Genomic DNA, 21,654 nt, shown 5'->3' on the forward strand with positions numbered 1-21,654 from the left:
ATTATTGGCAATAATGCGTATATTCAAGCAGTTATTCCAGAATTATAATAATCTTTTTATTGATCGGGGACGGACAAGAATTATTCGTGCATTACTCACGGGTAGTACAACATTAGTTGTCAAAGGAATGTCTACTCTAGCTGGATTTATTGCAATTCCACTAACAGCTAAATATTTAGAAACAGAAAGATTTGGTCTATGGTTGATATTAAGTTCTTTATTAAGCTGGATAAGTATTGCTGATTTTGGTTTAGCAAATAGTTTAACAAATGCATTAGCAACAGCTGATGCTAATGAAGATAGGCAGATAGCCAAAGAGTTTGTATCAAGTGCATTTTATCTAATGCTCTTAATAGCATTAATCTTATTCATAGTCTTCTTAATACTATATCCATCAATCTCTTGGGAACGAGTATTCAATATAAATTCAATGCTGGCAAAACAAGAAGTAGGAGTATCAATTTTTGTATGTTGGATTTTGTTTATCATCCGTCTGCCACTTTCAATTCCTAGTCGCATCTATGCAGCCTATCAAGAAGGATATTGGTATCAAATATGGGGTGCCTTCAGTAGTTTTTTATCAATAATTAGTATAATAACTGCCATTTATATTCATGCTAACTTACCCTGGCTAATAGTAGCTAGCTTCGGAACTTTACTGATAGGAGATATATTTTCTGGCATCCATTTATTTTGTTTTAAACGGAAATGGTTAGCACCTAAATATGAAAATTTTAACGGGCTTCAATGTAAATGGCTCTTAAAAACTGGGTTTCAGTTCTGGATTGCTCAAATCTCAGCAATTTTAATTTTTCAAACAGATCTAATTATTGTTGCTCAATTATTTGGTGCGAGTTCAGTAGCAAGTTATGGAATTACTTTAAAATTGTTCTCTCTGATTCTATATATTTCATCCTCATTTATTATTTCTCTTTGGCCAGCCTATAGTGAAGCTTTAGCTAAAGGAGATTATACCTGGATTAATAATACATTTAAAATGTCGATTTATATCAGCTTCATCTGGTCTCTATTTGTAGGCATATTACTAGTTATATTTTCTCCGCAACTTATCAGCTTATTAGTTAATAAAGAAGCAATTCCACATATTAGCTTGCTTTTGGCGATGCTATTTACAACAGTATTAAATTGTATTGCCCAATGTGTAGCAATGTTGGTTAATGGGTTAGGCGAATTAAAGTTACAAGCTATATTATCCCCTGTTTCTGCTATTAGTAATATTATTTTATCAGTTTTCTTAGGTAATTTACTAGGTGTTTCAGGAGTAGCTTGGTCTACAGGAATTTGTATTTTGTTATTCTCTTTAGGAGCAGTAGGTGTTGATATTATAAATAAGCTGAAATTAAGAATTAGTAATATAAATTATTTGTAGGTTAAATAAAAATGATTAAAAATTGCCCTATATGCTCTTCTAAAAGAGATGTTTACTTCACAGCAACTATTATTAATAAATATGAGGTTAGCTATCTATATTGTAATAATTGCGGTTTGCTACAAACAGAGTATCCATATTGGCTAGAAGAAGCTTATAGTAGTGCTATTGCAGATGCAGATACTGGTTTAGTCGCGAGAAATATTGCAATTTCTAAAAGACTAGCTTGCATTATCTTCTTCTTTTTTGATCCACAAGGCAGGTATTTAGATGTTGCAGGTGGCTATGGGATGCTAACAAGACTGATGAGAGATATTGGTTTTGATTTCTACTGGTCTGACTTATATTGTGAAAATATTTTTGCTAAAGGCTTTGAGGCATCTACTACCACTAATGAATTTTGTGCAATAACTGCTTTTGAGGTATTAGAGCATATCTATAATCCCATTGAATTTATTCAAAAATCTATCAAAGATGCTGGTACATCAACAATTATTTTTTCTACAGATTTGTTTGAAGGCAATCCTCCACAGCCAGAAAATTGGTGGTATTATGCCTTCAATACAGGACAGCATATTTCTTTCTATCAAGCAAGAACAATTCAATTTATAGCAGATAAATTATCAATGTTTTTTTATTCATATAAAACTATTCATATACTTACTTATAAACAGATACATCACCATATACTTTTGAGAATAATGGCTGGACGTTTAGGAAATATTGGCTATGAATATGTAAGAAAAAGAATGAATTCCAAAATTTTAACAGATCATAATACTCTGCTTAGAAAACTATAAAAAATATATAATAATTGACATATGGGTATTTTCTCGAAAATACTCATTTTTCATATTTTTAGATAACAGGTAGAAATGATAAAATTATATTATGATTACCAAATATTTTCTTGGTCAAAATATGGCGGAATTTCCCGTTATATATATGAAATTGCAACTCGAACTGCAAAAATTAATACATTTGAAGTGCAAATTCTTGCTGGATTTTATGTAAATAAGTATTTGGAAAAATGTAGTGCAGATTTAGTCAAAGGATGGCAAATACCTCTCATACCAAAGTCATCCAAAATTATAGGTGCAATAAATGCCGAATTGTCTAAAATATGGCTTAATCATAGTAATCCTGATATTGTTCACGAAACTTTCTACTCTAGGTCATGTATAGCACCTAAGCAATGCAAAACTGTCATAACAGTTTACGACATGATTCACGAAAAGTTTGCACATTTGATGCCAGAAAAAGATAGAAAATTTAGTCTCATAAAAGCAGAAGCAATTAGACGTGCAGATCATATTATTTGTATATCTCAAAATACAAAGCAGGACTTAATTGAAATCTTGGAGATAGATCCTAAAATCATATCTACGATATATCTTGGTTATTCTCTTCAAAGTCATGAAAATATAAAAAAAACTCCAAAAATATCTGACCCTTATATACTTTATGTTGGAGAGAGGAGATTAGAATACAAAAATTTTAAGAAATTACTTCAAGCATATGCTAGTCGTCGAGTGATATTTGATAATTTTAAACTTGTATGCTGCGGAGTAAAATCCTTTTCTGATGACGAGATAGCCATGATTAAAAGCTTTGATATTGATGATACTCATGTCATATATTTACCAGGAGATGACAAAACATTAGCAAATCTTTATACTAATGCATCTGCATTTATTTACCCATCTCTTTATGAAGGTTTTGGTATTCCACCTCTAGAAGCAATGTCATTTAGTTGTCCTGTTGTGTGTAGTAACACTAGTTCAATTCCAGAGATAGTTGCAGATGCAGGTGAATATTTTAATCCTTATGAATTAGAAAGCATAGCAGATGCATTAGAAAGAGTTCTTTTTTCACAAGTAAGGACTAAAGAACTTATTATGAAAGGTCAAGAAAGAGTCAAGTATTTTTCTTGGGATACCTGTGCAGAACAAACACAACTAGTATATAATTCACTACAATAAATGTCATGCTAAAAGCAGAAAATTAGAAAAAATTTTATTATTTGTCAAGCATATACATTTCTGTTGTTAGCTATATTATGTAGATATTGTATGTGGCGCAAAATTGTCAGTCCTGAAGTACTTTTGCTACTAGGTACCCTTCAAGCTCTTTCTCCTTATATTCTTTGGATTATTCAAGGGCCAAATGAGAGTTATAACTATGAAATAACTTATTTGCCTTTATTTTTATGGACTGTTGGATATTTCTTCTTTTGGCTAGGTACTAGATTTTTTAAATCTAACCTGGATAATATATCTCCTACGATAGTAAAAATTAGTTTTAGTGGTTTAAAAAGAATAATATTCATTATTTCAGTTCTAATAATTATTCAAATTATAAATATTGTTCGAGCTTATGGTTTTTTACCAATTCTAGAATTTTTCTCAGGAAATATAAATATAAATGATGTGAACAACAATGCTGTTGAAACTGGCTTTGGTCAGTTAGGTCTTTTTGCCACGTCTTTATTTTTTTTAAATGGATTATTATTATCTTTATTAATCAAAGCGATAGAATCTAATAAAAAACTCTCTTTCTTTTTCGTAGTTAATTTACTAATTGCTATTTTTGGAACTTTGATAACTGGAAAACGCCAGGGATTGTTTATTTTAGTATTTTTTCTATTTTCTGGACTCTCAATCCGTTTTAATAGTCCATTAAAAAGCTTTATAAATATATTTGGACTCCAGATCAGTAAGCAGGTAAGAATCTTACTTTACTTGGTTGTGCCAGCAATCTTAATTTACTTTATGGGTTTGATTGCTTCTTTAAGGATTGGTTCAGGTTATCAAATATCTGGCACTGATGAAACTATAAATTATCTCCAATGGCCTCTAATTAATTTCGAGGCGCAGTGCGAACAAGCTGGATTAGGACCATATAAGTTTAACCCTATATACACGTTCGTTAATTTGCTACCCTATAGACTTTATGAAGACTACGTAATGAATAATGATTTACCTACTCTTCCTGAGCCAAGTTCCCCTGTAGGGTTCTATGGAAATTTACATTGGGGATTAGGAATTCTGGGAATTATTGTATTTTCTTTTATTTTTGGAATGATATCTAAATATTTTTATAGCAAATCATTTTTTAGTCTGCCACATTTGTTAATTTATTGCCAAATTACATGGACTTTAATTGCTGCTCATACCTATAATCATTTTCTTTTTCTTGTTTTTTTACCATTACCTGCATTATGTTTCTTAATTTTTGGCTTTTTCTGCAATACTATATATAACAAATAAAACAACCGCAGTAGATCCAGGACAATTTATAATCTTTTATTGGCAATAATTATCTTTAATTATTGTTCAAAAATTGAAATATCAAAATTTATTACCCTGCAATAATGATGAAGGTATTATGCGTTTTTGGAAAGTATCAGTATGGTAATTCTGCCCGTGGAATTAACACTGAATACGCAGCATTTGTACCAGCTTTAAGAAAATTAGGACATGAGGTTGTTCACTTTGAATCATGGGATATGTCAGCCTACGCCAGTTACGCTGAAATGAACCAAGCACTACTAGAAACAGTGGGCAAAGTACAACCTGATGTCATATTAACAGTTCAAATGCATTATGAAATTTGGTTAGAAACATTAAAAATTATTCAAGCACGTGGAGATGTTGCAACTATTTGTTGGACTACTGATGATTCCTGGAAATACAGGCAAGTATCGCGATTTATAGGCAGTGCATATCATGCAATGACTACAACATATCCTGAGATTATCAATAAATATCATCAGGATAATATTCAAAATGTTTTATTATCTCAGTGGGCAGCTAGTTCAGAGACATTTAATGAGCCTTTGTCTTGCAAATATTGCCAATATCCAGTCTCTTTTGTAGGAAGAGCATTTGGTAATCGAAATTACCGCATATCTCAATTACAAAAATCTGGAATTGAAGTGGCAAGTTTTGGTTATGGCTGGCCTTCTGGATCAATACCAGCAGAAGAAATACCACAGATTATGAGAGAGTCCGTAATCAGCCTCAATTTTGCTAACTCTATAGGTCAAAACCAAATTAAAGCAAGAACTTTTGAAGTCCCTGGTGCTGGTGGTTTTTTATTAACCGAATATACACCAGGATTAGAAAGGTATTATACGCTAGGTAAAGAAATTGAAATCTTTTATGACATCCCCGAATTAGTTGAAAAAATAAATTACTATGTGGCACATCCAGAAGAGCGGGACGCGATCGCGTGGGCTGGGTTTGAAAGAACTAAGCGGGAACATAATTATGAAATTCGTATGCAAGAAGTTTTAGATTTTGCTATAAAGTCTAAGGAAAATTGGTTAAAAAATAATCGCATACAATTATCACAACTATCACAATTATCACTTAATGATGCATGTGACTCCCACAAAATTAGCTGGGAATTAAAAGTTTTAAGTGTAATTTTATTGTGGTTTTGTAGATTAATTTTCGGACAAGAAAAAGGTAGCAAGGCAGCGAGAAGAATTATATTTGAACTCAGCTGGAGACTGTTTAAAAAAACTACTTTTACAGCTAGTGGTTGGCCTGGTAGAATGTTTCCCAAATATTGATATGAGAGAGTTTAGTAAGTATAGTTGATCGTAATCAGGGGTTGTATTTCATAGAATTTATACTTTAAGTTTTGAAATTTACATTTATTTGGCGATTGATAAAATATAAATACTTAGAATTTTTTCAAAGATAAAATACTAGTCATAATATTATAGAATTCCAGATGTATTAAGCATGAATATCGAAAAGTAAGATTATGAAAACATCTGTTAGTGTTGTGATACCATGTTACTTTTGTGCTCATACCATTGATAGAGCCGTTAAGTCTATAGTTCAACAAACTCTTAGACCATCAGAGGTCATACTTGTCAATGATGGAAGTAAAGATGATACTTGGAAAATTCTACAAAAATTACAAGCTGAATATGAAGAAAATTGGATAAAAATTGTAGATTTAAAGTTAAATTATGGCCCTTCTAAAGCTCGTAATATTGGTTGGGATTTAGCTACTCAAGATTATATTGCTTTTCTGGATGCTGATAATGCTTGGCATCCAGAAAAAATAGCATTTCAGTATTTATGGATGTGTAATAATCCTCATGTATTAGTTTCTGGACACGCACCGCCTGGATCTCTTTCAAATTCCAATAAATATAATCTAGAGCCTATACTCTTAAATCAAGACGTTAAAGCCAGAGTAGTGACAAAAAAACAAATATTAAAGTCTAATCCTTTTGAAACTTCATCAATAATGATTAAGAGAAATATTCATTATCGATTTGATAATAAGCAAAGATACTGCGAAGATTATTTTTTATGGATGCAAATTTGTCTCGATCAGCAAATTATTTATTTATTGGATAAACAATTAACTTATGTTTATAAACAACCTAAAAGTTTGAGTAGTAATATTGTGAAAATGAGATTAGGAGATATTAATAACTTTTGGAAACTTTGGAGAAATAATAGAATCAACTTGGCGGAAATGATTTTCTTGATAAGTAAATCATTAATCAAATTTATGATTTTATTAATTTCACCGAAACTTCACTCTTATATGAAATATATTTTATATTCTCATAAGAATTAATATAAAATCGACTATAGTAAATAGAGTTAATCAATGGAAGCAGCAATAAGTATTAGTGCATCACTAGTTCTGTATAAAAATGATAGTGGCATGGTTAACCGTGTGATAATGTCTACTATCAACACACCTTTAGATATAAAATTGTGTGTGATTGATAATTCACCTGAGCCTAATTTAAAAACATTATTTACGAATATAGAGCAAGTTGATTATCATTATAATGATGCCAATAATATTGGCTTTGGTAAAGCACATAATTTAGCGCTTTCTAAATGTAGAATGGCTGACTACCATCTTGTGCTTAATCCAGACATATATTTTGACAAAAATGTTATACCAGAACTGATAAATTATTTAGAAAATCATCAGGAAGTTGGTCTAATTCAACCCAAAATATTGTTTCCTAATGGTGAAATCCAATATCTTTGTAAGCGTTATCCAAGATTTTTTGCATTGTTTGCTAGACGTTTTATTCCTCAATCATTACACTTCCTGGTAAAAGCTTATTTGGACTGGTATGAAATGCGGGACATGGGCTACGATAAGGTGGCAGATGTTTTGTATTTATCTGGGTGCTTTATGCTTTTTCGTAGAAAGTATCTAGATGAAATTGGATACTTTGACGAAAATATATTTATGTATCTTGAGGATGCAGATATAACTTTAAGAATGGCTGAAAAATATAAAACAGTATTTTATCCTCATGTACATATTTTTCACCATTGGGCTAGAGGCTCATATAAGTCAATTCATCTCGCAATAATTAATATTCTGTCAGCTATTTATTTTTTCAACAAACATGGATGGAAAATTTTCTAGAACACCTCTTAAAGCAAGTGTTTTAGTTGATGCTTATTCTGAACTCAAATAGTTAGAAAATTCGGTTCTTACGTACCTGTTACGCCAAATTATTAGTTAAACCTCAAAGCTTGGCTGAAAAATATAGCTTAAGAACTCAAACACTTGCCAAATGCCTAAAATGTTATTAAATAATGCCCATTATTATTGTTTGGCAAGGGTTGCATGATAATTGTGAACGTGATTTAGCATAGTATGTAATGAAGAGCCGAAAATTCTCAACGAGGATATTATAGTAGTATTGTCTTTAAGACACACCAGGGTTATCGGAATTTTGGATTTTTTGCAAAATTTGTTCAACTTGGGAAGCTTTTTCCTTTCTATTTTGCGATTTGAAAATATTTATAGCTTTTTTGAGAGAAGTTAAAGCTTCATCTCGTTTATTTGTTTGCCATAATGCTAGTGCTAAATTCGTTAATGCATCGGCATAATCAGAATTAATTTCCAAAGCTTTGCGATATTCGCTCATAGCTTCATCCCAGCGGCTTTGGCTAGCGTAAACAATACCGATCGCATTATAAGCTAGGGCATATTTGGGTTTGAGGCGGATGGCTTCTTGGTAAGAGGTGATTGCTTCCTCTAACCTATTTTGTCGAAATAGTACATTTCCCAGTTGATAATGACCAAATGCATCTTCGGGGAATCTTTTGAGAAATTTACGTAAACTTTCCTCTGCTCCTTTAAAATCACCTTGACTGTATTGAGCATTTGCTTGTTGAATAAACTGCGATCGCTCTTGAAGAAGTGAGTCTTGCTGTAATTGTGCGATTTTTGGCTCTGTAATGTTGACGTTGCGCTGTGGAGTTAATCTTTCAGCAGACTGTTCTGGGGAATGAAAAGAATTTTGCAATGTTACCGCTAACACTGATGGCGCGCTAATCATTGTCGTGATCATGCTTAGTGTTAAGTAACTAAGAGGTTGAACACATACTGTTTTAAGTTGGTTGTTCAGCGTCATTGTCCTCAATCCCTCAAGAGTGTTCTGATCCCTATAATAAATTCAGGTGCGTTAACAAATCTACAAACGCACCTCAATTATTTGTCGCCAATGTGGTGTTAAATGTTCCTGGTAAGGTCAAGGATCAAGGGAAACTAACACATTTGAGAGGATTCTCAGTGGATTAACTGGTACTTGAGGGTTAAAAGCCACATGAACATCAGCGTTTGAGGTGGCTGAAGCTGTAACATCTTCGTTTAAGGAAGAAATGAGGAAATTTATATACTACACAAAATAGTTTATATCGCTTCCCTTATTGGGGAGGTACAGCAATAAAAAATTAACCGCACATGGAAGACAATAAACGCATATAAACGCTGATAAATTTGTACTTGATTATAATAGAAAAAACTATAAATTTAACTATTGTTTACTTAGTTCATCTAATGTTGTACAGGGTATCTTTTAAATTCTATATTATTTTTTCAACATTTTTGTACATAAGATTACTTATAATAATCTAGATATCAAACAAGTGAAAATACTTGTGTAAATCCGACATTTTGCAAGGAGATAATACAGTTATGGGTTGGTTACAAAGACTCTTTGGTATGGAAAAACCAGAAGATGCTCAAGTGAACCCTGAGCCAACTTTAGTGGCTGAGAACTCTTCTGAAGGCGAAAGCATTCCGCTTGAGCGAGTGGGACTAAATGGGGAATATGATCAAAGTGGTTTAGCAAAAAGAGTTGCGCTAGCGTTTGATGAAGATTCTCGCTTTGATGACATTAATACAATTTATGTTGCTCAGTTAGGCAGTACGGTAGTTTTAAAAGGAAAAGTACCAGATCAAGACATTTTAAGTCAATTGGTAGAGATTGCTGGTGGAGTTAGTGGTGCTACCGATGTTGTGACTGATGAAGTAGGAGTTGGTTAGTATTGTTTGTTTTGCAAATTTTAGGTTTTAAATTTTGGATTGTAAGGATTAAACAATTTAAAATTTAAAATCTAAAATTAATTAGCTATCTTTATGAGGAGCAGACTGTCAATGAAAACTCAAATCTCGGCTCGTCAATTTGGGATTGGGCTAACTTTATTAACTGTTTTAATGCTAGCAAGTTGTGGTCAAAAATCGGGAGAATCTGCTAGCAATACTGAAAATCCTACTGCTGTTTCTCAAACGAAACCTACGGCGAAGAGTGCTACTGCAACATCTGCAAATCAAACTGTAATTCCCGCAGAAGCACAAAAGCTAGGTGTCAAGCCTGAAGGGGAAACGGCTTGTCCTAGTAATGCACCAATTAAAGGGAAGATTACCAAAAAGCGTGGCAATATTTACCACATTGCAAAAGCGCCTGATTATGCGAAAGTTAAACCTGATATCTGCTTTAAAGATACAGCAACAGCAGAAAAAGCAGGTTTTTCTGCGCCTAAATAGGTAGCTTGCTAAGATGATTTAGTAATTTAGCCCGCCTTTGCGGGCTGAGTTTTTTGAGCGATCGCCCTCACCAAAAAGCAGATCACACAGGGATGCGATGGTCGCGAAGCGAACCGCCGCAGGCATCGCGGTTGTGTGGTGTATCAAAATCAATCAACGGCCCTTTGGGTACAATGCGTGTCGGGTTAACCTTGGGATGACTCCGATAATAATGGCGTTTAATGTGGTCTAAATTACAAGTTTCTTTAACTCCCGGTACTTGGTAGAGTTCTTTGAGATAATTCCACAGATTAGGATATTCCACAATTCGCCGTAAGTTGCATTTGAAATGCACATAATAAACAGCATCAAAGCGAAATAGGGTAGTAAACATACACCAGTCAGCTTCGGTAATTCTATCGCCGCAGAGATAGCGTTGTTTGTCTAATACTTGTTCCCAGTAATCGAGTGCTGCAAATAATTCTGTTACCGCTTCATCATAAGCTGATTGAGTAGTGGCAAATCCCGCCCTGTAAACACCATTATTGATGGGTTGATAAATTTTATCAATGGTTTCGTCAATTACCTTTTGCAAATCTTGCGGATAAAAGTCAAAATCTGCTTTGGCAAAATCATTGAATTCTGTATCAAACATCCGAATGATTTCGCGAGATTCATTATTGACGATGGTCTTTTCTTTGATATCCCATAAAACTGGGACAGTTACTCTACCGCTGTAGTTGGGATCGGCTTGTAGATAAATTTGCCATAGATAGTTAGCGTTATTCACTGTATCGGGAATTGCTCCCGGCTCATCATTAAATTCCCAGCTATTTTGAGCAATTTCTGCAGCAAATACCGATAAACCAATTACATCTGTTAATCCTTTTAACTGACGGAGAATTGCAGTGCGACAAGCCCAAGGACAAGCCCAAGAAATATATAAATGATATCGCCCTGGTTCAGCTTTAAATCCACTAGAACCATCGGCTGTAATTTTATTGCGAAAAGTGGTTGATGGCCGGATAAATTTCCCTTGAGAATCTTCCTGATCCCGTTCTGACACCCACTTACCATCTTTGAGGATTCCCAAACCCATAAGCATCTCCTGATAACAATTTTGGATTTTCGATTCAGGCTTTGGCAGAAATCTCAAATAAAATTAAAACTTATTTATTAAATAAAAGTTAAATGAAATTAAGGGTTTTGAAGCAAAATTCTATTACGCAACCTAATGCACAACCTGAATGCACTTTCTTACGCTTCTTATAGACTTTTTCTAATTATAGGAATCCGATTTTACTTCTGAAAAAATTTCAGCTTTGGTACTGATGCGTTACGCGATCGCTAACGCATCCTACGCGAACTTCAAGAATCAAATATGTTAATTGAGTACCAGTCATTAGCAAATGACTAATGACTAAATAACTAATGACTACTCAGCATTCAGAATTTTTGGTACTTTAAAAAATTCTCCTTCTTGTTCTGGCGCACAGCTGAGGATGGCTTCTCGGTCAGGATAGGGTTTTAATTCATCCTCTCTTGTCACATTGCTGACATCAATAGCCCTGGTTGTAGGGGGTACATTACTGACATCGAGTTCACTTAACTGCTCTATGTAATCTAGAATACTTCCTAGTTGCGTGGTGAATTGCTCCTCCTCTTGGGAGGTTAATTCTAAACGAGCAAGCAGGGCTACTTTATGGACTAATTCACGATCAATCATTATTGTGTCAAAGGTTTCAAGAGTCAACAGTCAAGAGTCAAGAGTCAAGAGTCAAGAGTCAAGAGTCAAAACTATCGACTCTTGACTCTGGGCTAAAAGAATACGTCAATTTGCGATCGCCCAGTGGTTTTCAGCCAGTTCTGAGCTTCAATATAGTTATTGGGAGCCATGCGAATGGCGCGAATCCAATAGTCTGCCGCTTGGTCAAACAAAGCTTCACCACCATCATTATCCCCAGCTTCTTTGGCTTTTTCGCCTTGGTAATGATAAATTACGGCGATGTTGTTTAAGGCTTGGGGGAGGCGTGGGTTTAACTCAATTGCCTGATGGTACAATTCTAAAGCTTTGTCATGGTCGCCGTTGCTGGCATAGATTAAGCCCATATTGTAGAGGATATAGCCGCGATCGTTGGTATCTTCCTCTAATGTGAGTGCCTCTTCATAGTATTCTAAGGCTTCAGCATATTCGCCTTCTGCTTGGGCCGACATGCCATCTCGATAATAAACAAACGCTTCTTTAGCTTTTTTGTTAGTTGGCAGTATCTTGAGAATGATATCTGCCATGACTGTAAAGGATTTGTCAATAAAGTTATCGTTTTTTTGGGTTCTTGGCATATTTGCCTCTGTGAGATTGCAGCTATTGGCGTGAACAATGCCCGGAGAGTTTGTTTAGCCGTTGTTGAGACGCGATAATAATTCTCTACGTCTTGTGGGCATAGGCGAACACCCTTATTTTCCCTCTAAAGCCAACCAGATGAAAGGGGGGAGCCGCGAATTATGTCCACGTGGTGATTTTGCCATCCGTATAGTTAATAACTAATTTAACTAAAATTGTCAGGTATTGTTGTCGTTGATTGGCAGAACACAGTCTGGACTGTTGTGCTGAGGTTTATTGACTAAGGTGCTAACTGGGTAGCTAGTCATTGACGCGGCTGGATAAGGACGTAATAGCGGTTCTAGGACTTCAGGGCTTTCCAGTTGGGGATCTAACCACTGATTGTAATCTTCAGGAGCCAGAATCACGGGCATCCGGTCGTGGATGGGTTCGAGTAATTCATTCGCTGCTGTGGTCAAAATGGTACAAGAGGCTATTTCTTCTCCTGAAGCCGATTGCCATTTCTCCCACAATCCAGCAAAAGCAAAGGGTTTTTCATTTTGAAGACGAAAATAAAATGGCTGTTTTTTGTTTTGTTTTTTTTGCCATTCAAAGAAGCCATCCGCTAGCACTAAACAGCGCCGACGCTTAAACGCTGAACGAAAAGAGGGTTTTTCGGCAACAGTTTCTGCCCTAGCATTGATGAGTTTGGCCCCTATGCTGGGATCTTTTGACCATGAGGGGATTAACCCCCAACGTAACTGCTGAAATTCGCGCCGATCGCTTTCGGGTTTATGTAGTACCGTTGCTATCATTTGCGTAGGTGCAATGTTATATTGCGCTGCTAAATCGGGCACTGTTTCCAACTCAAAAGCTTGAGCTAATGCTGCGGCTGTTTGCTTTAAAGTAAATCTTCCACACATAGTTTTATTGGCGATCGCAGATTAAAATTAGACGTATAAATCCGAGCAATCATCGATATTTTTTTATTTCTTCAGATAATTCTATTTTCACTCTGATGCTGAATATAAATAAAAAAATATCCGGTTTTTTGAAAATCATTTGGTAAGATATTGTATTTTAAACCCCCCCTTCTTTCGCTCATATTCCCTATTATATTTTTGGCATGGAAACATTGCGGCTGTACGATTTTTTACCTTCAGGTAATGGCTATAAGATTCGTCTTCTCTTGACGCAAATCGGTATGCCATTTGAGAGAATTGAACTCAACATCACTAAAGGCGAGACTCGAACACCCGAATTTTTGAGTAAAAATCCTAACGGTAAAATTCCCCTTTTGGAGATTGAACCTGGGAAATATTTAGCAGAATCAAATGCTATCTTGCTGTATTTAAGTGAAGGCACAGAATTTCTACCTTATGATAGGTTTCTGCACGCTCAGGTACTACAATGGCTATTTTTTGAACAAAATAGCCATGAACCTTTTATTGCCACATCCAGATTTTTAATCTCTATTTTAGGCAAGCCGGAAGCACACCAAGAAACGATGAAATCTATGCTGGAAAAGGGTTACGCTGCCTTGAAGGTGATGGAAAATCATCTAAGCGATCGCAGCTTTTTTGTGGGCGATCGCTATACTATTGCTGATATTGCTTTGTTTGCTTACACCCATGTAGCTGATGAAGGCGGTTTTGATTTAACACAATTTCCTGCTATCCAAGCTTGGATAGAACTTGTCAAATCTCAGCCTGGATATATAACCATTCACCAAGAATGACAGTATGATTTTCTTACCAGTTATCAGTTAACAGAGGTTAACTTTCAATTAATCGCTGTTAACTGACCACTGATTTGAAAGTGCTGAGTACTGAGTGCTGAGTGCTAAATAAAAAAACTTGAGACTTTCATGCATGGCATTCAATACTAAGTTTCAGTGTCAATTTCTACAAACTTTTGCCGAGAAGTAGCACCAGATTTAATTCTGATATAAGATTTTGGTACATTAAATTTTTCAGCTAGTAGTTTAATTAACTCTTCATTCGCTTTACCATCTACTGGTGGAGATTTTAAATGTACATTCAAACTACCGTCAGCTTGTTCTTCAATTTTTTGTTGTTTGGAATTAGGTTTAACTTTAACTTTTTTTTGCATTGCCTATCTTCTTTATTAGGTGTCGCCTAATTTTAACAAGCTTGTCAGGAATTAATGTATGAGTAATTAGAACTTTGTTGATAGATTAATTTTAAAATAAAGCCAGGTGCGTTACAGTCAATAATGTCTTTGCTGAGTGAAAAATATGCATAAGCAGCGTCGTAACACACCCTAAAAATTTAGTCTTGCAAGTAAGCCATTCACGCCAGGTTTTGTTATAACAAGACATAAAAAGCTGTCTTTTCTATGCCCCATGCCCCATGCCCTATGCCCTATGCCCTTTTTCAAGCTAGTCTGAAACTAATAATTTAGGACTAACGCATTGACAGAATGATAAAATAATGCGTTAAGAAAAAAGTGTTGTCTACAAATAGGTATCGGACAATCAGAGAAATCAGTAAACTCTCAACAGCACAATGCAATCTGGAACATTACACTCTATTTTTGTTATCGGAACCGAAGCATGGAGGATGCAGTAGGTTAGCAGAAATATTGGGGAATGTTTCACATGATAGTGTGAACCGTTTTTTGTTGAGGGAGAGATACGCTCCCTATGATTTGTTCAGTACGGTAAAGACTATTATTAACTTGACAGGAGGGATTTTAAGTGTAGACGACACAGTCATAGAAAAACTGTACAGTAATCCAAAATATGCAGAATTAATCGGTTATTTTTGGTCAGGTAAATATCATAAAAGTATCAAAGGGATAAATTTAATTACGCTGTATTACAGCGACATACATGGAAGCTCAGTACCAATAAATTACAGAATATACGATAAAAAGGAGGGGAAAACGAAGAACGATTATTTCCAAGAGATGCTAATTGAAGTAATTGATTGGGGTGTAAAACCAAGGCTAGTAACAGGAGATAGTTGGTACTCAGGAGTAGAAAACTTAAAATTTTTAAGAAACCAGAAATTGGGTTTTCTATTTGGGGTTGAGAAAAATAGAACTGTCTCTAATGAACCAGGAAAGTATTGCCAAGTAAGTGGTTTAGAGATTCCTGATGAAGGGTTGGTAACTCATCTGAGAGAATTTGGATTTATCAAATTGTTTAGGAAAGTCTTCAAAAAAGAAGACTCTAGACATTATATATTGTATCTACCAGATGCTGAAGCTCTTCAGCAAATAACTCGCAGTGAATTTGTGACAATTCATGATACTCATTGGGGAATAGAAAGTTTTCACAGAGCAATAAAACAAGTATGTGGAATTTGTCGATTTATGGTGAGCCAGTGCGTTGGGCGGGTCTCCCGACTTGAAGCAACTGGCGAACCCGTAAGGGTTAGAGATAGCCATGCAATTAAAACACACATATTTTGCTCACTTCAAGCATTTGTTCGTTTAGAGCTAATGCGGTCTGAAAACATCATTTCTAATTGGTATGAATTACAAAGAAACTTGTTTACTTTAGTTGTGCGTGATTATATTGTGGACAATCTCACCAATACTTGTGCTGCCTAGTACACATCAATAATATTTTTTGTCAATGCGTAAGTCCTATAATTATACTTTTGCACAAAGAGTCTCAATTAAATTCACGACTCTTTGCTTGACTTCATCGCGAACGCGACGAAAGGTAGCAATTGATTCGCCTTCGGGATCGTCAAGATGCCAATCTTCAAAGACTTCGCGTAATACCCACTCTTGCGGTAAGTTTACACCACAACCACATAAGGAAATGACCGCATCATAATCTTGGGAATTAAAGTCGCTTAAAGGTTGAGAAGTTTGATGGCTGATATCAATTCCAATTTCTGACATTACTTCCACTGCAACGGGATCTACCTCGCTAGCGGCTAAACCTGAACTTGAAGCAACAATCTTACCTTCTGCGAAAGTGTTTGCAAAACCTTCCGCCATTTGGGAACGACGGGAATTATGCTTGCAAATAAACATGACTCGTTTCATGATACTTCTGGTTATTGTTGATGAACAAATTTAGAGCAGCATGAATGACTGCTCTAAACTTCTTAAGTAGTTAAACAAAATTAATTACACAATGTCATTGCGAATGGAGCGGAGCGGAATGAAGCAATCGCAAGGGTTGAGATTGCTTCTCTTCGAGACGCTACGCGTTAAGCGAAGCTATGCCGAAGGCTTTACGCTGCGCTCGCAATGACTGTAATTAATTTTGCGTGGTTACTTATCTATGCTTTATGACAGCTTCTTTAAGCACAACAAGGTTTTTTCAAAACTGGTGCTAATTCTTCAGAATTAGCATTAGCTGCAATATTCTCTTCTGGTGCTGTATCTGCTACCTTCACTACAAATACTTCCCAGCGATTACCATCAGGATCAGTCACCCATACTTTATCTTGTAAAGCATAGCAACAGTTAGTATTTTCTTCGGTAAATAACGCTAATCCAGCATCTGTAAATCGTTTAATAGAAGCTTCTACTTCTTGTGTACTTTCTACCTGTACACCTAAATGAGATAATGCACCGCCTGATTGCACACTATCAGTTAGGTTCAATGTCAGGTTTAAAGCAGGGTTGGGAATATCAAATTTAGCGTAGTCAGCCTTATATTTCATAGGTTCTACGCCAAACATTGCTCGGTAAAATGCTACTGACTTCTCAATATTGGTAACATTCAAAGCCACATGAGTTTTCAGAACTGACATAAATTTAACCCCTTATTGGATTTACATTATATTGACATATATCAATATTTACGCTTATCAATATATTGCCGTATATATTGATAGCTGTCAATATATAAATATGAACTTTCATCAACAACTGTCTACATGCTGTCAATCAGTCTTATCAGGCTTCCTTAAGCCTGATGTAGCGGCTCAAACAGCAGCTATCTTTCGAGTATTGGGAGATCCATCCCGGTTACAATTGCTGAGTCTCATCGCCAATCAACCAAAAGGTGAAGCCTGTGTGTGTGAATTAACAGAACCTTTGGGTTTATCACAGCCTACAGTCAGTCATCATCTGAAGGTGATGTATGAAGCAGGGTTAATCGCTAAAGAAAGACGCGGTACTTGGATTTACTATCGGCTAGTCCCGGAACGGATTGAAGCTTTGCGAAATGCTTTAGCGTTACCTCAGCAAAATTCATGAGACTATTAAAAATTGGTAATTACTAATTCGTAATGCGTAATTCAATTTGAGTAGTTGATTTAAAGCTCACCTCAAATTGAGATAATTTTTAGGGTGCAACATTGTTGTACCCATTTTGATAATTCTGTTACCTGAAGATTAAAATGGCGTTGCATAAATGGGGGATGATTTATCTCACGCAGAGACGCAGAGCCGCAGAGAGAATAAGGAGTTTTAAATTGTAAGCTGTTAAATTTCATCCCATAATTCAGCAATGCCATTAAAATTAATGGAAAGAACTCAGACAACGGGGATCTCGCAATGTTGCTTTTTCTGGTTCTCGTGGAAACCAAGCTGCTGTTCGTTTACAAAATTCCACTAGCATCAACATAACTGGAACTTCGATTAAAACACCTACCACTGTAGCTAGTGCTGCACCAGAATTTAAACCAAACAACATTACAGCTGTGGCGATCGCAACTTCAAAATGATTGCTGGCTCCTATTAATGCTGCGGGTGCAGCATCTTCATAAGATAAATTGAGTTTTAAGGCTATGACATAACTAATGAAGAAAATGAAATTAGTCTGGATAAATAGCGGTACGGCAATTAACAAGATGTGTAAGGGATTATTAACTATTAATTCTCCTTTAAATGCAAATAGCAAAACTAAAGTAATTAACAATGCTGTAATGGCAATGGGACTGAGATATTTTAAAAATTTTCTCTCAAACCAATCTCTACCTTTATGTTTCAAAATCCAGTAACGGCTATACATTCCTGCTACTAATGGCAAGCCGACATAAATTAGCACCGATAAAACTATTGTTTGCCAGGGAACAGCTAAATCATTTGCTGCTAGTAACCACCTGCCTAAAGGTGCATATAAAAATAGCATTGTCAGAGAATTAACTGCTACCATTACCAAGGTGTGACCTTGATTACCATAAGAAAGATATCCCCACAGCAATACCATTGCTGTACAAGGAGCAATACCTAATAAAATTGTCCCAGCAATGTAAGAATTTGTGAGTGTGACTTCACTACCATGAATTAATTCGCTACCTGTAATTAAAGGACGAAATAGCCATCCTAGAAAGAACTGAGCAAATACTACCATCGTAAATGGTTTAATTAACCAGTTCACAACCAATGTGAGAATTACAGGTTTAGGAGCGCGAATAGCATGAGCAGCTTGAGAAAAATCAATTTTTACCATGATGGGATACATCATGAAAAATAGACAAATTGCAATCGGAATTGATACTTGATAAACACTGATTGCATCCAGTATGACTGCTACTTTGGGAAATAATCTTCCTAATGCTATGCCTATAAAAATGCATAAAAATACCCAAATAGTTAGGTATCTTTCAAAAAAACTGAGATTACTACCTGCTTGTATGGAGGCTTTGTTAGCTTGCGAATGTGTACTCATGAATGTAAACCTGAATTAATAGCACGTTGTTCCTATCCCCAGAAAGTTTTTTAATCTCCGTCTCCGGCTTTCCAGGCGTTCGGCTTTGCCGTCCCGAAGGGAATCGCTTTGCTTGGTTGGGGATTGGGTAATTTCAGTGAAACTACTGCAGCTGCAAGTACAAAAAACATCGATGTCCACAGACAGCCAACTAAACCGAAAAGCTGATATACCAAACCAGACAATACAGTTCCTACCAATCGACCGCCAGAGTTAGCCATATAGTAGAAGCCAACATTCAGCGCTACTTTGTCATCGTCAGTAAATGCCAAAACGAGGTAAGAGTGAACTGCTGAATTAAAGGCAAATACTACCCCAAAAATTAGCAATCCGCCAACGATCGCAATATTTGCGGGTATACCTAATTGCAGAGAAAGAGCGATCGCAGATGGTACGGCGGTTAAGGTAAATGTCCAGAACTGAATGGTTTTAGCTTGTGGTGGACGACCAGAACCAAATCGCTGGATCAGTGTTGGTGCTAAGGATTGAATCACACCGTAGCCAATTACCCAACAAGCCAAAAAGCCACCAACCTGATAGAACGACCAGCCAAGAACAGTACGTAAAAATACTGGCAAACCTACTACAAACCAGACATCGCGAGAACCAAACAGAAAGAATCGAGCAGCAGAGAGAATATTGATTTCTTGGCTTTTAGAAAAGAGTTGGCTAAATTTAACTTTCTTCTTGATTTTGCCCATACCTTTAGGCAGCATTAGCCCAGTGAACATAATCAAAGACAACGCCCCTGCCATAATCCAGAGGGAATTAACGAAGCCAACCGAAGCTAAAAGTGCGCTACCAACAAAGAAACCAACTCCTTTCAGGGCATTTTTGGAACCAGTCAGCACCGCTACCCACTTGAACAAAGATGATTGAGCATCTTGGGGTACTACCAACCGAATCGCACTCTTAGAACTCATCTTTGTTAAGTCTTTGGCAATCCCAGAAAATGCCTGAGCCACCATTACATAGAGGACTGCAAGCCACTGTACCCAATCTGGATTCAGCCATGAAAGCATAGCCAGAGAGAAAATCTGTAGCCCAATACCAGTATAAAGCGTTACTTTTAGCCCTAGCTGCGAGCCAATCCAACCACCTAAGAAATTGGTAACAACTCCAAAGACTTCGTAGAACAGAAACAGGAACGCGATTTGTATTGGGGTATAGCCAATGTTGTTGAAATAAAGCAACACCAGCATTCTTAAGGCTCCATCTGTAAGGGTGAAGCCCCAGTAGGCGAGTGTAACTAAAATATAGTTTTTGAAATTAGCGCTAGAAGCTGTAGTGGAAGCCATGAGATGGGGGAATGGGGAGGAGAGGGAGATGAGGGAGATGAGGTAGACAAGGGGACAAGGGGTAAAAGGGGAACAAACACCAATTACCAAATGACAAATGACAAATGACAAATGACAAATGACAAATGACTAATTGTGCAAACTCAAAGCCACCTTACGAGCGAGTTCAACCATGCGGTTGGCGTAGCCCCATTCGTTGTCATACCAGGCAAGTATTTTGACTTGGGTTTCGTCTACAACCATTGTGGAGAGGGCATCAATAATTGAGGAGCGAGGATCGTCTTTGTAGTCTATGGATACTAAAGGACGTTCTTCATAACCCAGAATTCCTTTTAGTGGTGCTTGTTCGGAAGCCGCTTTGAGTAAGCTGTTAATCTCTGCAACTGTGGTGGGACGGACGACTTCAAAGACACAGTCTGTCAAAGAAGCGTTGAGCAGTGGGACTCGCACGGCTAAACCATTGAGTTTACCGTTGAGTTCGGGATAAATTAGCCCGATCGCTGTTGCTGATCCTGTTGATGTGGGAATTAACGATAAGCTGGTAGCACGGGCGCGACGTAAGTCTTTATGAGGTGCATCGACGATAGTTTGAGTATTGGTATTGTCATGGATGGTGGTAATTACTCCATGTTGAATACCCAAACCTTCATGAATTACCTTGACAACGGGAGCTAAACAATTGGTTGTGCAAGAGGCTGCTGTTAATAGATGATGTTGATCGGGCTGATAGAGGTGATCGTTAACTCCCATGACAATATTCAGGGCCTCTTCTTTTACGGGAGCAGCCACAATTACCTTTTGCACTCCCCGCTTGAAATATGGGTGCAGGGTTGCAGGAGTTCTAAATTTGCCGGAGCATTCCAGCACTAAATCAATACCTAATTCTTCCCAAGGAACTTCACCGGGCTGGGAATACTCGCTAAAGCTCAGGGGTGTACCATCAATCAGAACGCGATCGCCTTTTGCTTCTACTTCTGGTATCCAACGTCCATGAACAGAATCAAACTTGAGTAAGTGAGCAGCGGCTTCTGCTCCACCTTTGATTTCGTTAATATGGACAAATTCTAGTTCTGTCCAACCCCAAGCTGCTCGCAGAGCTAGCCGTCCCATCCTACCAAATCCGTTAATAGCAACACGAACTGTCATTATGTTCTTACCAATATTTAAATTTCTACAAAAC

23 protein-coding genes are annotated in these 21,654 nt (G+C 36.4%); 12 read left to right on the forward strand and 11 right to left on the reverse strand.

Annotation, left to right across the window (positions count from 1 at the left end):
• Window positions 1-127 precede the first annotated feature (127 nt).
• From HGR01_RS15960 to HGR01_RS15990, 7 genes are all read left to right on the forward strand, one after another.
• Entirely contained in the window at window positions 128-1,390 is a 1,263-nt protein-coding gene (locus HGR01_RS15960; protein WP_235623082.1) for an MATE family efflux transporter, read from the forward strand.
• Between the two features lie 11 nt (window positions 1,391-1,401).
• Window positions 1,402-2,190: a methyltransferase domain-containing protein gene (locus HGR01_RS15965; protein WP_045871824.1), complete on the forward strand. Its 789-nt coding sequence runs from the start codon at window positions 1,402-1,404 to the stop codon at window positions 2,188-2,190.
• Window positions 2,191-2,265: 75 nt separating this feature from the next.
• Window positions 2,266-3,372 (forward strand): glycosyltransferase family 4 protein, encoded by a 1,107-nt coding sequence (locus tag HGR01_RS15970; RefSeq protein WP_045871823.1) that lies wholly within the window; start codon window positions 2,266-2,268, stop codon window positions 3,370-3,372.
• A gap of 90 nt (window positions 3,373-3,462) precedes the next feature.
• On the forward strand, window positions 3,463-4,659 hold the full coding sequence (locus HGR01_RS15975; protein ID WP_045871822.1) for an O-antigen polymerase: 1,197 nt from the start codon (window positions 3,463-3,465) through the stop codon (window positions 4,657-4,659).
• A gap of 104 nt (window positions 4,660-4,763) precedes the next feature.
• Entirely contained in the window at window positions 4,764-5,969 is a 1,206-nt protein-coding gene (locus tag HGR01_RS15980; protein WP_228045610.1) for a glycosyltransferase, read from the forward strand.
• Window positions 5,970-6,166: 197 nt separating this feature from the next.
• On the forward strand, window positions 6,167-7,000 hold the full coding sequence (locus HGR01_RS15985; RefSeq protein WP_052335275.1) for a glycosyltransferase family 2 protein: 834 nt from the start codon (window positions 6,167-6,169) through the stop codon (window positions 6,998-7,000).
• Between the two features lie 33 nt (window positions 7,001-7,033).
• Window positions 7,034-7,819, forward strand: coding sequence for a glycosyltransferase (locus HGR01_RS15990; RefSeq protein WP_210403109.1), 786 nt, complete (start codon window positions 7,034-7,036; stop codon window positions 7,817-7,819).
• A gap of 286 nt (window positions 7,820-8,105) precedes the next feature.
• On the opposite strand, the gene HGR01_RS15995 is transcribed toward HGR01_RS15990, so the two are convergent.
• The gene (locus HGR01_RS15995; protein WP_045871820.1) at window positions 8,106-8,816 is read right to left on the reverse strand and encodes a tetratricopeptide repeat protein; all 711 of its coding nucleotides are present in this window, start codon (window positions 8,814-8,816) and stop codon (window positions 8,106-8,108) included.
• A 563-nt stretch (window positions 8,817-9,379) separates the two neighbouring features.
• Between HGR01_RS15995 and HGR01_RS16000 the strand changes: the two genes are divergently transcribed.
• Entirely contained in the window at window positions 9,380-9,730 is a 351-nt protein-coding gene (locus HGR01_RS16000) for a BON domain-containing protein (RefSeq protein ID WP_045871819.1), read from the forward strand.
• Between the two features lie 111 nt (window positions 9,731-9,841).
• Complete coding sequence (locus HGR01_RS16005; RefSeq protein ID WP_045871818.1) at window positions 9,842-10,231, forward strand: hypothetical protein; 390 nt, start codon at window positions 9,842-9,844, stop codon at window positions 10,229-10,231.
• Window positions 10,232-10,313: 82 nt separating this feature from the next.
• Here HGR01_RS16005 and HGR01_RS16010 read toward each other — a convergent pair whose 3' ends face one another.
• The 4 genes from HGR01_RS16010 to HGR01_RS16025 all read right to left on the reverse strand — a co-directional run bounded on the left by HGR01_RS16010 (window position 10,314) and on the right by HGR01_RS16025 (window position 13,453).
• On the reverse strand, window positions 10,314-11,309 hold the full coding sequence (locus tag HGR01_RS16010; protein WP_045871817.1) for a glutathione S-transferase family protein: 996 nt from the start codon (window positions 11,307-11,309) through the stop codon (window positions 10,314-10,316).
• Window positions 11,310-11,645: 336 nt separating this feature from the next.
• Window positions 11,646-11,936: an Asp-tRNA(Asn)/Glu-tRNA(Gln) amidotransferase subunit GatC gene (gene gatC, locus HGR01_RS16015; protein ID WP_045871816.1), complete on the reverse strand. Its 291-nt coding sequence runs from the start codon at window positions 11,934-11,936 to the stop codon at window positions 11,646-11,648.
• Between the two features lie 92 nt (window positions 11,937-12,028).
• The gene (locus HGR01_RS16020; protein ID WP_045871815.1) at window positions 12,029-12,550 is read right to left on the reverse strand and encodes a photosystem I assembly protein Ycf3; all 522 of its coding nucleotides are present in this window, start codon (window positions 12,548-12,550) and stop codon (window positions 12,029-12,031) included.
• 219 nt (window positions 12,551-12,769) lie between these two features.
• A complete protein-coding gene (locus HGR01_RS16025; protein ID WP_045871814.1) occupies window positions 12,770-13,453 on the reverse strand; it encodes an SOS response-associated peptidase in 684 nt (227 codons plus the stop codon).
• A 203-nt stretch (window positions 13,454-13,656) separates the two neighbouring features.
• Between HGR01_RS16025 and HGR01_RS16030 the strand changes: the two genes are divergently transcribed.
• Window positions 13,657-14,268, forward strand: a complete 612-nt coding sequence (locus tag HGR01_RS16030) for a glutathione S-transferase family protein (protein ID WP_045871813.1) — start codon at window positions 13,657-13,659, stop codon at window positions 14,266-14,268.
• 146 nt (window positions 14,269-14,414) lie between these two features.
• Here HGR01_RS16030 and HGR01_RS16035 read toward each other — a convergent pair whose 3' ends face one another.
• Entirely contained in the window at window positions 14,415-14,642 is a 228-nt protein-coding gene (locus tag HGR01_RS16035) for a DUF167 domain-containing protein (RefSeq protein ID WP_045871812.1), read from the reverse strand.
• A 444-nt stretch (window positions 14,643-15,086) separates the two neighbouring features.
• Between HGR01_RS16035 and HGR01_RS16040 the strand changes: the two genes are divergently transcribed.
• A complete protein-coding gene (locus HGR01_RS16040; protein ID WP_081583864.1) occupies window positions 15,087-16,109 on the forward strand; it encodes a transposase in 1,023 nt (340 codons plus the stop codon).
• Between the two features lie 42 nt (window positions 16,110-16,151).
• Here the strand turns inward: HGR01_RS16040 and arsC are convergent, their stop codons facing one another.
• Both arsC and HGR01_RS16050 read right to left on the reverse strand, forming a co-directional pair.
• Complete coding sequence (arsC, locus tag HGR01_RS16045) at window positions 16,152-16,556, reverse strand: arsenate reductase, glutathione/glutaredoxin type (protein WP_071989435.1); 405 nt, start codon at window positions 16,554-16,556, stop codon at window positions 16,152-16,154.
• A 260-nt stretch (window positions 16,557-16,816) separates the two neighbouring features.
• Entirely contained in the window at window positions 16,817-17,272 is a 456-nt protein-coding gene (locus tag HGR01_RS16050) for an ArsI/CadI family heavy metal resistance metalloenzyme (RefSeq protein ID WP_045871810.1), read from the reverse strand.
• Between the two features lie 100 nt (window positions 17,273-17,372).
• Between HGR01_RS16050 and HGR01_RS16055 the strand changes: the two genes are divergently transcribed.
• The gene (locus HGR01_RS16055) at window positions 17,373-17,720 is read left to right on the forward strand and encodes an ArsR/SmtB family transcription factor (protein ID WP_045871809.1); all 348 of its coding nucleotides are present in this window, start codon (window positions 17,373-17,375) and stop codon (window positions 17,718-17,720) included.
• Window positions 17,721-17,985: 265 nt separating this feature from the next.
• On the opposite strand, the gene arsB is transcribed toward HGR01_RS16055, so the two are convergent.
• From arsB to HGR01_RS16070, 3 genes are all read right to left on the reverse strand, one after another.
• On the reverse strand, window positions 17,986-19,137 hold the full coding sequence (gene arsB, locus HGR01_RS16060; RefSeq protein ID WP_045871808.1) for an ACR3 family arsenite efflux transporter: 1,152 nt from the start codon (window positions 19,135-19,137) through the stop codon (window positions 17,986-17,988).
• A gap of 50 nt (window positions 19,138-19,187) precedes the next feature.
• Window positions 19,188-20,474 (reverse strand): organoarsenical effux MFS transporter ArsJ, encoded by a 1,287-nt coding sequence (gene arsJ, locus HGR01_RS16065; protein WP_045871807.1) that lies wholly within the window; start codon window positions 20,472-20,474, stop codon window positions 19,188-19,190.
• A gap of 129 nt (window positions 20,475-20,603) precedes the next feature.
• A complete protein-coding gene (locus tag HGR01_RS16070; protein ID WP_045871806.1) occupies window positions 20,604-21,620 on the reverse strand; it encodes an ArsJ-associated glyceraldehyde-3-phosphate dehydrogenase in 1,017 nt (338 codons plus the stop codon).
• Window positions 21,621-21,654: the final 34 nt, after the last annotated feature.

It is taken from the genome of Tolypothrix sp. PCC 7712, from assembly GCF_025860405.1.
Classification (GTDB): Bacteria; Cyanobacteriota; Cyanobacteriia; order Cyanobacteriales; family Nostocaceae; genus Aulosira; species Aulosira diplosiphon.

Coding starts and splice junctions, on each gene's coding strand:
- HGR01_RS15985 (WP_052335275.1), top strand. CDS start 6,167: ATGAAAACATCTGTTAGTGTTGTGATACCATGTTACTTTTGTGCTCAT.
- HGR01_RS16055 (WP_045871809.1), top strand. CDS start 17,373: ATGAACTTTCATCAACAACTGTCTACATGCTGTCAATCAGTCTTATCA.
- HGR01_RS15960 (WP_235623082.1), top strand. CDS start 128: ATGTCTACTCTAGCTGGATTTATTGCAATTCCACTAACAGCTAAATAT.
- HGR01_RS16000 (WP_045871819.1), top strand. CDS start 9,380: ATGGGTTGGTTACAAAGACTCTTTGGTATGGAAAAACCAGAAGATGCT.
- HGR01_RS16025 (WP_045871814.1), bottom strand. CDS start 13,453: ATGTGTGGAAGATTTACTTTAAAGCAAACAGCCGCAGCATTAGCTCAA.
- HGR01_RS16005 (WP_045871818.1), top strand. CDS start 9,842: ATGAAAACTCAAATCTCGGCTCGTCAATTTGGGATTGGGCTAACTTTA.
- arsB (WP_045871808.1), bottom strand. CDS start 19,137: ATGAGTACACATTCGCAAGCTAACAAAGCCTCCATACAAGCAGGTAGT.
- HGR01_RS16020 (WP_045871815.1), bottom strand. CDS start 12,550: ATGCCAAGAACCCAAAAAAACGATAACTTTATTGACAAATCCTTTACA.
- gatC (WP_045871816.1), bottom strand. CDS start 11,936: ATGATTGATCGTGAATTAGTCCATAAAGTAGCCCTGCTTGCTCGTTTA.
- HGR01_RS15990 (WP_210403109.1), top strand. CDS start 7,034: ATGGAAGCAGCAATAAGTATTAGTGCATCACTAGTTCTGTATAAAAAT.
- arsJ (WP_045871807.1), bottom strand. CDS start 20,474: ATGGCTTCCACTACAGCTTCTAGCGCTAATTTCAAAAACTATATTTTA.
- HGR01_RS15980 (WP_228045610.1), top strand. CDS start 4,764: ATGATGAAGGTATTATGCGTTTTTGGAAAGTATCAGTATGGTAATTCT.
- HGR01_RS16030 (WP_045871813.1), top strand. CDS start 13,657: ATGGAAACATTGCGGCTGTACGATTTTTTACCTTCAGGTAATGGCTAT.
- HGR01_RS16070 (WP_045871806.1), bottom strand. CDS start 21,620: ATGACAGTTCGTGTTGCTATTAACGGATTTGGTAGGATGGGACGGCTA.
- HGR01_RS16010 (WP_045871817.1), bottom strand. CDS start 11,309: ATGGGTTTGGGAATCCTCAAAGATGGTAAGTGGGTGTCAGAACGGGAT.
- HGR01_RS15995 (WP_045871820.1), bottom strand. CDS start 8,816: ATGACGCTGAACAACCAACTTAAAACAGTATGTGTTCAACCTCTTAGT.
- HGR01_RS15965 (WP_045871824.1), top strand. CDS start 1,402: ATGATTAAAAATTGCCCTATATGCTCTTCTAAAAGAGATGTTTACTTC.
- arsC (WP_071989435.1), bottom strand. CDS start 16,556: ATGAAACGAGTCATGTTTATTTGCAAGCATAATTCCCGTCGTTCCCAA.
- HGR01_RS16050 (WP_045871810.1), bottom strand. CDS start 17,272: ATGTCAGTTCTGAAAACTCATGTGGCTTTGAATGTTACCAATATTGAG.
- HGR01_RS15970 (WP_045871823.1), top strand. CDS start 2,266: ATGATAAAATTATATTATGATTACCAAATATTTTCTTGGTCAAAATAT.
- HGR01_RS16035 (WP_045871812.1), bottom strand. CDS start 14,642: ATGCAAAAAAAAGTTAAAGTTAAACCTAATTCCAAACAACAAAAAATT.
- HGR01_RS15975 (WP_045871822.1), top strand. CDS start 3,463: ATGTGGCGCAAAATTGTCAGTCCTGAAGTACTTTTGCTACTAGGTACC.